This window comes from Leifsonia sp. PARNA 1/14, assembly GCF_055720965.1.
Genome location: NZ_JBVQSP010000002.1, coordinates 688426 through 699512, shown reverse-complemented (window position 1 = coordinate 699512; position 11087 = coordinate 688426). Strand labels below are relative to the sequence as shown.

The window sequence follows — 11087 nt, the reverse complement described above, 5'->3', positions numbered from 1 at the left end:
ATTCGATCGACGACGGTCTCACCGACCCGGCGTCGACGACCTTCCTGGAGGACGACACCGACAAGTCCATGGCGGCCGGCAAGACCGCGATGGAGCTGAACTGGGAGTCGACCTTCCGCGACCAGAACGACCCCTCCATCTCGAAGGTCGTCGGCCAGGTCGCCGTCACCGTGCCGCCCGCCGGCCCGAACGGCGACAACCCGGGCGTGAACGGCTCGATGGCGCTCTCGATCGGCGCCAAGTCGACGCACCAGGCCGCGGCGTGGAAGTTCATCGAGTACATGACGAGCGAGGCCGTGCAGGACAAGTACGTCACCAGCTCGATGACCAACTGGAAGTCCAGCTACACCAAGCCCGAGATCACCAAGACGAACCCCGAGGTGTTCGCCGCGGCGGGCAAGGCGTACGACTCGATGATCCTCCGGCCGCCGGTGGCCAACTACAACACGGTCTCGCAGGCGATCCAGGTCGAGCTGCAGAACGCGCTGCTCGGCAAGAAGACGCCGCAGCAGGCGCTGGACGACGCGGTCACGGCCGCCAACGCGAGCCTGAAGTGACCGGCGTGTCGGTCGCCGGAGTCGAGACGGAACGGCGCTCCCCTGCACGGGAGCGCCGCACCCGCCGCAGGCGCGACAACCAGGGGAGGCTGGCGTTCTGGCTGCTCCTGCCCGCCGCGATCGCCGTCTTCGGGGTCATCGTCTACCCGATCCTGCGAACCCTGCTGATCTCGTTCTTCGAGGTCGACTCGGCGCTGGCGACCGACACACCGTTCGTCGGGCTGCAGAACTACATCGGCGTCCTCAGCTCGTCCGGATTCTGGGCGGCGATGGGACGCACGCTCTACTTCACGATCGTGTCCACGGCTCTCGAGCTCGTGTTCGGGTTGATCGTCGCCGGCCTCTTGAATGCGAAGCTGCGCGCGCGCTGGCTGTTCCGCGCGATCGTCATCATCCCCTGGGCGATCCCGACGATCGTCAACGCGGCGATGTGGAAGGGCATCTTCAACGCGCAGTACGGCGCCCTCAACGCGGCACTGACCCAGCTCGGGATCATCCACCAGTACCAGGCCTGGCTCGGCGACCCGACCACCGCCCTCAACGCGGTGATCATCGCCGACGTCTGGAAGACGACGCCGCTGGTGGCGTTCTTCCTGCTCGCCGGGCTGACTTCCATCCCCTCCGAGCTCTACGAGGCGGCGAAGGTCGACCGGGCGAGCTGGCCGCGGATCTTCCGCTCGATCATCCTGCCGATGCTGGTGCCGTCGATCTCGGTAGTGCTCGTGCTGCGCACCGTGGAGGCCTTCAAGGTGTTCGACATCGTCTACGCGATGACGCGCGGCGGCCCTGTCAACGGCACCCAGACCGTCGCGTACTACGCCTACACGACGGCGTTCTCCGACCAGAACTTCGGGGTCGGAGCCGCGCTGTCGTACATCATCGTGCTCGTCATCCTCGCCCTGACGTTCTTCTACCTCCGCCTGCTGCGCCGATCCGAGATGAGCCTGCTGTGAGACATGCCAAACGCAACTCGATCCTCCTGCACCTCGCCGCGCTCGTCGTCGCCCTGGTGATCCTCCTGCCGTTCGGGTGGATGGTGCTCGCCAGCGTGACGCCGCAGCGGGTGCTCATCTCGACGCCGTTGCAGTGGATTCCGGACACGCTCGACTGGAGCCGGTACGAACTCATCTTCCGCGGCGGCGCGGACAGCGTCGGCGCCACCTTCCGGGCGGCGCTCGCCAACACGACGATCGTCGCGGTCGGCACGGTCGGCGTCTCGATGATCGTGGGGATCCTCGGCGCCTACGCCTTCGCGCGGCTGCGGTTCCGGTTCCGTCAGGCCGTCCTGATCCTGTTCCTCGCGACGTACATGCTCCCGCAGATCGCCCTGCTGATCCCGCTGTACCTCATCCTCAACTCGCTGGGGCTGCTCGACACCGTGACGGGGCTGATCATCGTCGACTGCTCGCTGGTCGTCCCGTTCGTGCTCTGGATCCTCAGCAACTACTTCCTCACCATCCCCGAGGAGCTGGAGGAGGCCGCGCGCATCGACGGCACGAGCCGGCTGGGTGCGCTGTTCCGGGTCGTCCTCCCTGCCGCCCGGCCGGGCATCTTCGCCGCCCTGATGTTCGCGTTCCTGCTGGCCTGGGACGAGTTCATGTACGCGCTCATCTTCACGTCGTCGAACGCCGCGAAGACCCTGCCTGTCGCGATCAGCGAGTTCGCCGGGCGCTACACCACCGACTTCGGGCTGGTCGCCGCCGGCGGAATCCTCGCCGCCCTCCCGCCGATCATCGTGGCGATGGTCTTCCAGCGCTACGTCGTCAGCGGCATGGCCGCCGGCGCCGTCAAGGGCTGACCTCTCCCGAACCCCGACGACCACCTCCCCGAGAGAAAGACGACTATGGAACCGACCGCATCCTTCATCGACGCCATGAACGCCCAGCCCGCCAACCTACGGATCGCCCTGGAGACGGTCGCGCGCGATCTCGACGCGGCGGACCTCCCGCACTGGGGCGCGGACGACAGCGTCGCCGTGATCGCGATGGGAGCCTCACTCAACTCGGCACACGTCCTCCTCGCCGCGCTCGCGCAGCACGGCCGCGCCGCCAGCGCCGTCATCGCCTCCGACGTGGCCGACGGCCTGGCCGTCGTCGCCGCCGACCACGCGATCGTCGTCTCCGAGTCGGGCCGCAGCCCCGAGCCGCTCGCGGCTGCGCGGGCGCTGGCCCCGGGATCACGGATCGGCATCACGAACTTCCCCGGCCAGCCCATCCGGGAGGCCACCGACGTCGTGCTCGGTCTCGGCGGGTTCCCCGACTCCCCGGTATACACGAGCGGGTACACGGCGACGATCCTCGCCTACGCCCTGTTGCTCGACCACGTCGGGACGCTGGACGCGCGGGCGGAGGCCGAGCGCCTCCCCTCCCGGGCCGCCGACGCGCTCCGCGACTACGCCGCCGTCGCCGAGACGATCGGTCGCGCACTCGCGCAGGCGACCAGTATCGACGTCGTCGGCCGCGGCGCGTCCCTCGCGTCGGCCTCCGAGCTGTCGCTCATGGTGCGGGAGGGCCTCCGCACGGCGAGCAGCGCGTTCGAGACCTACCAGTACCTGCACGGCCCGATGGAGGTCCTCTCGTCCGACGACGTGCTGGTGCTCTTCGGCGACGGACGCGAGACCACCATCCCCTCCTCCGTGCTCGACGCCGGCGTGCAGGTGATCCTCGTCACGGCGACGCCCGCCGCGGAGATCCCGTCGTCGGGCCACCCGGGCCTCACCGTCGTCACGGTGCCGGCCGGGCTGGGCCACTTCGAGCGGTCGGTGGTCGAGACGGTGATCGGGCAGCTGGCCATCGCGGCAGCGATCGAGCACAAGCCGTACCCGCTGGAGGTGTTCCTCTACCACCAGGACGACACGAAGCTTCCGGTGCGGGCGGTCTAGCTGCTCGTGCGCACCCCGGCGCGCAGCCGGCCCCAGAGGGCGGCGACCCGTCCTCGCCTCGTCGACCAGACCGTCGCAAGCGCATCGCCGATGACCTCCGCCGGGGGCGTGCGCACGCGCACGGCGGCCAGGTCGTGGAGGTTGTTGCGCTGCGTGCCGTCCCAGTTCGCGTAGAGATAGGCGCCTCCGAGCGACGAGATCGCGCGGACGGGAACCCGCGAGTACGAGTCCGGCCCGGTGACATAGTTCGCCTCGCCGCGAGCGATCTGCGTGGACGCGTGCTGGGCGTCGACGACGCCGTGCGGCGTGACGAGCGCGACGATGGCCCCCAGTTCGTTTCGGGCGACGACTTCGATCCTCAGGTCGAGCATTGTTCCTCGGGATGGTGCGGCGACCGGGGTCGCTGGGCGCGGTTTCGGGTTGTGGATTGCGGGCACCGCACCTGCACCGTCGCGCCGGACGTGGTCGCGAGGGCAGCAGCGACGACGTCCTACACCGATGTTAAGTAACGGAGGATTGAGCGGTCAAACAGGCGATGGTTCTGGAATTCATCCACGGGGCGACTGAATCGCATTCGCGCACGCGCAAGAACCGCGATTCTTTCCAGTTCATATCCGAGGATCTTGGGCCGAGCGGAAAATAGGCTCCCAGTGCGGCCATCCCCGCACCTCCACCGCAGACGCGCTCACCAGCGCGGAAGGACCCTGAGTACCGAGAGTGACCGCCTTCAACGACGAATTCCCGCACGCCTTCGAATCGCATCGGTCGGCCTGGGTCGCCCGCGAGGAGCGCGCCGAACAGCTGATCCCCCTGATCGGGCGGCTCTACCGTGATCACGGCGTGGTCACCTCGATTCACGGCCACCGGTTGATCAACCTCTCGGCGACCGGGGTCATCTCGGTTCACGACCGCGCCCGCGAGCTCGGGCACGAGGAGCTGACGCTCGACGAGACGGCCACCGTGCTCACCGCGCTGCTCGCGATCGCGCCGCAGCCGGCCTCGATCGACGTCGGCCGGCTCGCCATGTCGGTGCGCGGCCTCGACGGCGACGCCGTCGGCGAGCGGCTGCGAGCGGAGATCGATGTCGCCCACGCGGTCTACGCTGCCGGCCCCACCGACGTCGTGCTCTACGGGTTCGGCCGCATCGGGAGGCTCCTCGCGCGCATCCTGATCACCCACGCCGGCAACGGCAACGGTCTCCGGCTGCGCGCGATCGTCGTGCGGCGCGGGGCGGACAACGACCTCCACAAGCGCGCCAGCCTGCTCGCGCGCGACTCGGTGCACGGGCCGTTCCCCGGAGCGGTGACGGTCGACACCGAGAACGACGCACTCATCGCCAACGGCACCCGCATCCAGGTGATCTACTCCGACGACCCGGCGAACATCGACTACGTCTCCTACGGGATCCGCGACGCGATCATCGTCGACAACACGGGCCGGTGGCGTGACGAGGCGGGACTCGCGCAGCACCTGAGCAGCCCCGGGGTGGCGCGCGTGCTCCTGACGGCTCCCGGCAAGACGCCGCTGAAGAACATCGTCCACGGCATCAACGACGACACCATGACCGATGGCGACCGCATCCTGTCGGCGGCCTCCTGCACCACGAACGCGATCACCCCGGTGCTGAAGGCGGTCGACGAGGCCTACGGGATCGTGCGCGGGCATGTCGAGACGGTCCACTCGTTCACGAACGACCAGAACCTCACCGACAACTTCCACAAGGGCGACCGCCGCGGCCGCTCCGCGGTGCTGAACATGGTCATCACCGAGACCGGCGCCGCCAAGGCCGTCGCGAAGGCGCTGCCGCAGCTCGCCGGCAAGCTCACCGGCTCCAGCATCCGCGTCCCCACTCCGGACGTCTCGCTCGCGATCCTCAACCTCACGCTCGACCGGCCGGCGACCAAAGACCAGGTCAACGACTACCTCCGCCGCGTGTCGCTGCACTCCGGCCTCCGCCAGCAGATCGACTACGTCGAGTCGCCGGAGGTCGTCTCCAGCGACTTCGTCGGCTCCCACCGCGCCGGCATCGTCGACGGCCTCGCCACCATCGCCGACGAGACCAACCTCGTGCTCTATGTCTGGTACGACAACGAGTACGGCTACTCCTGCCAGGTCGTCCGCGTGCTGGAGGCGATGGCGGGCACGCACCCGGCCGTCGTGCCGCCGCGCGCTGAGGTGCGGCTCGAGCCGGCGCACTAGCTGGACGCCTCCCGCACATCGAAGGGCACGTAGGTGCCCCCTCAAGCGCGGTTTCAGGGGCGTTTACGTGCCCCTCGGCGGGAGGCTGATCTGCGTTCACCGAGCCGCCCTAGGCTGACGGCATGGTGCGTTGGGATCCGCAGCAATACCAGGCCTTCGCCGACGAGCGGTCCCGGCCGTTCCACGATCTGGTGTCGCGGGTCGCCGACCTCCGGCCCGCCCGCGTCGTCGACCTGGGCTGCGGCCCCGGGACTCTCACGGCCACGTTGGCCGAACGCTGGCCGGAGGCCGAGGTGGTCGGCGTCGACTCCTCGCCCGACATGCTGGCGGCCGCGGCACCACTCGCGGAGCGGCATCCGAACCTCTCCTTCGCGCTGCAGTCGATCGACGACTGGGAGCCCGACGGCGATCTCGACCTGATCGTGAGCAACGCGGCCCTGCAGTGGGTCCCCCGGCATCGCGAACTGCTCCGGTCCTGGCTGCCGCGCCTGCGCACGGGCGCGCGCGTCGCCGTGCAGATCCCCGGCAACGAGGACTCGCCGTCGCAGGTCGTGCTGCGCGAGCTCGCCGCTCGGCCCGAGTGGGCCGATGCGCTCGCAGACGCCGGCGCCGCCATCCCCCGGGTCGGGAGCATGCGCGACTATCTCGACATCTTCCTCGAGGCCGGGCATCGCGTCGAAGGCTGGGAGACGACCTACCAGCACCTGCTCACCGGAGAGGACGCCGTGCTGAACTGGCTGGAGGGCACCCGCCTGCGCCCCTACCGGCAGCAGCTCGGCGATCGCGCCGACGCCTTCGTCGACGAGCTGCGGCCGCGCCTGCGCGAGGCGTATCCGATCGCGTACGGCGCTACGGTGTTCGGGTTCCGCCGGCTCTTCTTCGTCGGCACGATCGGCTGACACCGACGCCTCGGCGCGGGTGTCTCACCGCACGTGCCGACGCAGGAACCGGCCGATCCGCTCCGTCGCCTCCTGGGCCTCCGGAGTGCCGGCGTTCAGCTGGTAGACGTGCGGGAGGCCGTCGCCGACCTCCAAGGTCACCCGGACCCCGGCCCGCGCGGCGGCACCGGCCAGACGCTGTGCGTCGCTCAGCAGGAGGTCGGCGGTGCCGACCTGGATGAGCAGGGGCGGCAGCCCCGAGAGACGGGCGAAGAGCGGGGAGGCCAGAGGCTGGCGAGGGTCGGCTCCGGCGAGGTAATCGGACGCCAGCTGTCGCAGGAGTTCCGGGGTCGAGATCGGGTCCTGGTCGACGCGGTCGGTCATCGACGAGCCCGAGCTGGTCAGGTCGACAGTCGGCGACATCAGCGCTCCCGCGCCGGGCAGAGGCCCGCCCTCGTCGCGCTCGGCGACGAGGAGGGAGACGGCGAGCCCGCCGCCTGCCGAGTCGCCGGCCACCGCGAGCGAGCCAGGATCGAACCGCTGATCCCCGGTCAGCCAGCTCCAGGCCGCCCGCACATCGTCGAGCGCCGCAGGGTAGGGATGCTCCGGCGCCAGCCGGTACTCGAGGAACAGCACCCGCATCGCGGCCGCCCTGCCGATGCGCGACGCCAGCTCGCCGTCGCTGGTCAGCGACCCCAGCTGGAATCCCCCGCCATGCAGGAACAACAGGGCACGCCCGTGGCCGGCGCCCGGGGCGTCGAGCCAGTGCGCAGGCACGCCGCCTGCGGCGACCTCGCTCACTTGGACGTCGGACGGGATCGGGTGGATGGCATCGGCCGGCACGAACCCCGCACGGACCTCCTCCACGGGCTTCGGCGGCGCGCCCGCGGCGTCGCGCTGCCGCTGCCTCAGGGTGGCGAGCACGGCCTCCATCTCGGGGCTCGGCATCGTCACGCGGACCCTGCCGGCGCCGCGATCGGGGCCACCTCGGTCAGCCGGCCCGTGTGGACGCCGAACACGAAGCCGCGGATCGGGATGTCGGCCGCGATCCAGGGGTGCGAACGGGCCTTCAGCATCTGCTCGCGCGTGTTCGCCTCCACGTCGGTGAAGCTGTAGAAGGTCGCCGGCGCGACCGGCTCGGCGCCGGTCTCGTCCCGCAGCTTCGCGGCCAGCTCGGCGCCCGAGAAGGCGGTCAGCCCGCACTCGTCGTGATTGATGATCATGATCTCGCGGGTGCCGAGCACCCGGGTGGAGATGATGAGCGAGCGCACGACGTCGTCGTCGACGACCGTTCCGACGTTGCGGATCAGGTCGACGTCGGCGTCGGGCAGCCCCATCAGCCGCACGACGGCGGTGAGGCGGGGATCGGCGCAGGTCACCACGGCGATCTTCGGGTGCGGGAGGGCGCCGAGAGCCGGGTCGTACCCGTCGGCGCGCGTGGAGTTCGCGGTCAGTGCGTCATCGATGATGCTCATGCCCAGACGCTAGGCCGCGGGGGCTCGCGCCGAATCGCGGGTTGCCGCCAACCTGGAACGGGGGATTGAGGGGATCCACCCACCATCGCCGTGCCCGCCAGAGAGGGCTACCATGAGCGCCGCCCCCGACGAAAGGAGCCAGCCCATGCCGGCACTGACCGACACCTTCACTCTCTCGAACGGCGTGAGGATCCCCGCCATCGGATTCGGGACGTGGCAGATCCGCGACGGCCGGGAGACGTACGACTCGGTCCGCACCGCACTCGATGCCGGCTACCGGCACATCGACACCGCCCGGGCCTACGGCAACGAGGAGAGCGTCGGCCGCGCGGTGCGCGACAGCGGCGTCCCGCGCGACGAGCTCTTCATCACCACGAAGTGCCCGGCCGAGGTGAAGGACGCCGCCGGCGCCCGGCACGCGTTCGAGCGCTCGTCCGCTCTCCTCGACCTCGGCCCGATCGATCTCTACCTGATCCACGCGCCGTGGCCGTGGAACGAGATCGGAAGCGACCACCGCGCCGGCAACATCGAGGTCTGGAAAGTCTTCGAGGAGCTCTACGACGCCGACAAGACGCGCTCGATCGGCGTGAGCAACTTCGTCGTCGACGACCTGGAGGACCTCCTCGCCGCGACCGATGTCGCTCCGCACGCCAATCAGATCCGCTGGTTCGTGGGCCACACCCAGCCGGAGACGACGGCGTTCTGCAAGGAGCACGACATCCAGGTTGAGGGCTACTCGCCACTCGCGACCGGGAAGCTGATGCGCAACCGCGAGGTCGCCGCCATCGCGGAGACGTACGGCAAGAGCGTCGCCCAGGTGGGCATCCGGTATCTGCTGCAGCACGACATCCTGCCCCTCCCCAAGTCGACGACGCCGGCCCGCATCGTCGAGAACGCCGACGTCGACTTCGAGCTGACCGCGGAGGACATGGCGGCGCTGGACGCCCTCGACGCCGGAGAGTCCGAAGACCGCTGACGCGCGTCCGCTCTCGCCGAAGGGCACGTAAACGCCCCTAAAAGCGCGTTTTAGGGGCGTTTGCGCGCCCTTCGATCGCCTGTCGCCGGCATTTGTTGGACATTTGGTCATTTGCGGGCGTAGGGTGCAGTGTGACCCGGATCTCCCCCAACGTGACCATCCCGGAGCAGGTGGCCGATCAGCTCCGCCGCCGGATCGCCGACGGCGAGTTCCCGGTCGGCTCGCTCATCCCTACGGAGGCCGAGCTCACGCACGAGCTCGGCGTGAGCCGCAACAGCGTGCGGGAGGCCCTCCGGTCGCTCGTGCACGTCGGTCTCCTCGGCGCACGCGCGGGCTACGGCACCTTCGTGCTCGCGACGAGCGAGGTCGCGCCGACGCTCGCCCGGCGCCTCGACCACGAGCAGGCCACGGACGTCGCCGAGGTGCGGCTGCTGCTGGAGCGCGAGGCGGCGCGGCTGGCGGCGATCCGGCGCACACCGGAGCAACTCGAACGGCTGCGGAGCGCCGCCGCCGAGCGCATCGAGCAGCTCGGGAGGCCGGGCTACGAGAACGCGGACATCGAGTTCCACCGCGTGCTGCTGGAGGCCTCCGGCAACGCCCTGCTCGCCGAGCTGTACCGCGGCGTCGGCGGCAACGAGCAGGCGCTGCTCGCCACCCGCTCGACCGAGGACGCCGACGACGCCGACGCGGCGGGCCCGACGCCGAGTGCGATCGACGACGCGCACGGCGCCATCCTCGACGCCGTCGCGGCAGGAGATCCGGCTGCCGCGGAGGCCGCCGCGGCGCACACCGTCCAGCTCGTCAACGAGAAGCAGGGCATCCACCTGCCGACTCCGTCCCTCCCCGACCGGAAGCACATCGCCCGATGACCATCGACGACCGCGCTCGCGCCACCTCCCGCGCCGCCGCCACCGCCCGCACCCTGAGCCCGGCCCTCGTACTGATCGGCCTCCTGCTCGTGGCCGGCAACCTCCGGGCCGGCATCACCACGGTCGGCCCGCTGCTCGCCGACATCGAGCGCGACCTCGGCCTCGACTCGGTCGCGGCCTCCGTGCTGGTGAGCCTCCCTCTGCTGGCGTTCGCGCTGATCTCCCCGCTCGCCCCGCGGCTCGCCCGCCGGGTGGGGCTGGAGTGGGCGCTCGGGCTTGGACTCATCGTGCTCGCCCTCGGCCTCGTGCTGCGCTCGCTGCCGGGCCTGGCGTGCCTGTGGGGCGGCACCGCGCTGCTCGGCGCGGCGATCGCGGTGCTCAACGTCATCCTGCCGGCCCTGGTCAAGCGCGATTTCCCGACCCGCATCGGGCAGATCACGGGGTCGTACTCGGCGGTGCAGTCGATCTTCGCCGCCGTCGCCGCGGGGATCGCCGTGCCGGTCGCGGGGATGTCGGCCCTCGGCTGGAGGCTGCCCCTCGGGATGTGGGCCGTGCTCGCGGTGATCGCGCTGGCCGTGCTCGCCCCGCAGCTGCGCAGGCGCACGGTGGTCTCGCGCGGCCAGGACGACGTGAGCGTGACGGCGCACGACCTCGAGGGCACGCGCTGGCGCTCGCCCTGGCGCTCGGCGCTCGGCTGGCAGGTCACCGCGTTCATGGGGATGCAGTCGGTCGGGTTCTACGTCTTCATCACCTGGTTGCCGTCCATCGAGACCTCGGCCGGGATCAGTGCGGGCGAGGCGGGCCTCCACCAGCTGTTCCTCAACGGATTCGGCATCGTGGGGAGCATCGGCTGCTCGTTCCTCATCCCGCGGTTCCACGACCAGCGCCTCCTGGCCATGATCGCGCCCGCGATCATCGTCGTGTCCGCCACCGGCATCTTGGTCGCCCCTCAGCTGTCGGGTGTCTGGACGAGCCTGACCGGCGTCGCAGGAGGCGCGAGCATCGTGCTCGCCCTCTCCTTCTTCGGGCTGCGCACGAGCCACCACTCGCAGGCGGCGGCGCTCTCCGGGATGGCGCAGACGGTCGGCTACCTGTTCGCGGCCGCCGGCCCGATCGCGGTCGGCGCCCTGCACGACGCCACCGGGTCGTGGACGCCGGCGCTCGTCGTCGTCATCACACTGCAGGTGCTGCTGGTCGTGGTGGGCGGCCTCGCCGGCCGCGCCCGCGTCGTCGGCTGACGCGGGCCTCCCTT

At 70.4% G+C, this 11087-nt stretch carries 12 protein-coding genes; 9 read left to right on the top strand and 3 right to left on the bottom strand.

What is annotated here, in order from left to right:
* From AC0HS0_RS08470 to AC0HS0_RS08455, 4 genes are all read left to right on the top strand, one after another.
* A partial coding sequence (locus AC0HS0_RS08470) for an extracellular solute-binding protein (RefSeq protein WP_472963127.1) occupies positions 1 to 557 on the top strand: 557 nt, incomplete at its 5' end.
* Entirely contained in the window at positions 554 to 1510 is a 957-nt protein-coding gene (locus AC0HS0_RS08465) for a carbohydrate ABC transporter permease (RefSeq protein ID WP_472963125.1), read from the top strand. The genes AC0HS0_RS08470 and AC0HS0_RS08465, both read left to right, overlap by 4 nt.
* Positions 1507 to 2355, top strand: a complete 849-nt coding sequence (locus AC0HS0_RS08460; protein ID WP_055922648.1) for a carbohydrate ABC transporter permease — start codon at positions 1507 to 1509, stop codon at positions 2353 to 2355. The genes AC0HS0_RS08465 and AC0HS0_RS08460 overlap by 4 nt, the downstream gene beginning before the upstream one ends.
* A gap of 45 nt (positions 2356 to 2400) precedes the next feature.
* A complete protein-coding gene (locus tag AC0HS0_RS08455) occupies positions 2401 to 3438 on the top strand; it encodes an SIS domain-containing protein (protein ID WP_472963122.1) in 1038 nt (345 codons plus the stop codon).
* Here AC0HS0_RS08455 and AC0HS0_RS08450 read toward each other — a convergent pair.
* Positions 3435 to 3809, bottom strand: coding sequence for a hypothetical protein (locus AC0HS0_RS08450; RefSeq protein WP_472963120.1), 375 nt, complete (start codon positions 3807 to 3809; stop codon positions 3435 to 3437). The genes AC0HS0_RS08455 and AC0HS0_RS08450 overlap by 4 nt on opposite strands.
* A gap of 346 nt (positions 3810 to 4155) precedes the next feature.
* On the opposite strand from AC0HS0_RS08450, the gene AC0HS0_RS08445 reads away from it, so the two are divergent.
* Together AC0HS0_RS08445 and AC0HS0_RS08440 are read left to right on the top strand one after the other, a co-directional pair.
* Positions 4156 to 5637 carry a glyceraldehyde-3-phosphate dehydrogenase gene (locus AC0HS0_RS08445; RefSeq protein WP_472963118.1) on the top strand — a complete coding sequence of 494 codons (1482 nt, stop codon included), beginning with the start codon at positions 4156 to 4158 and terminating at the stop codon, positions 5635 to 5637.
* 122 nt (positions 5638 to 5759) lie between these two features.
* Positions 5760 to 6536, top strand: coding sequence for a methyltransferase domain-containing protein (locus tag AC0HS0_RS08440; RefSeq protein ID WP_472963116.1), 777 nt, complete (start codon positions 5760 to 5762; stop codon positions 6534 to 6536).
* A gap of 24 nt (positions 6537 to 6560) precedes the next feature.
* Here AC0HS0_RS08440 and AC0HS0_RS08435 read toward each other — a convergent pair whose 3' ends face one another.
* Both AC0HS0_RS08435 and AC0HS0_RS08430 read right to left on the bottom strand, forming a co-directional pair.
* Positions 6561 to 7463 (bottom strand): alpha/beta hydrolase, encoded by a 903-nt coding sequence (locus AC0HS0_RS08435; RefSeq protein WP_472963551.1) that lies wholly within the window; start codon positions 7461 to 7463, stop codon positions 6561 to 6563.
* A 2-nt stretch (positions 7464 to 7465) separates the two neighbouring features.
* On the bottom strand, positions 7466 to 7990 hold the full coding sequence (locus tag AC0HS0_RS08430; RefSeq protein WP_472963114.1) for a beta-class carbonic anhydrase: 525 nt from the start codon (positions 7988 to 7990) through the stop codon (positions 7466 to 7468).
* Positions 7991 to 8135: 145 nt separating this feature from the next.
* Here AC0HS0_RS08430 and AC0HS0_RS08425 point away from each other — a divergent pair, with 145 nt between their 5' ends.
* From AC0HS0_RS08425 to AC0HS0_RS08415, 3 genes are all read left to right on the top strand, one after another.
* The gene (locus AC0HS0_RS08425; protein ID WP_472963112.1) at positions 8136 to 8966 is read left to right on the top strand and encodes an aldo/keto reductase; all 831 of its coding nucleotides are present in this window, start codon (positions 8136 to 8138) and stop codon (positions 8964 to 8966) included.
* Positions 8967 to 9097: 131 nt separating this feature from the next.
* Positions 9098 to 9835, top strand: a complete 738-nt coding sequence (locus AC0HS0_RS08420) for a FadR/GntR family transcriptional regulator (protein ID WP_472963109.1) — start codon at positions 9098 to 9100, stop codon at positions 9833 to 9835.
* On the top strand, positions 9832 to 11073 hold the full coding sequence (locus AC0HS0_RS08415; RefSeq protein ID WP_472963107.1) for an MFS transporter: 1242 nt from the start codon (positions 9832 to 9834) through the stop codon (positions 11071 to 11073). Before AC0HS0_RS08420 ends, AC0HS0_RS08415 begins: the two co-directional genes overlap by 4 nt.
* The last annotated feature ends 14 nt before the right edge of the window (positions 11074 to 11087 follow it).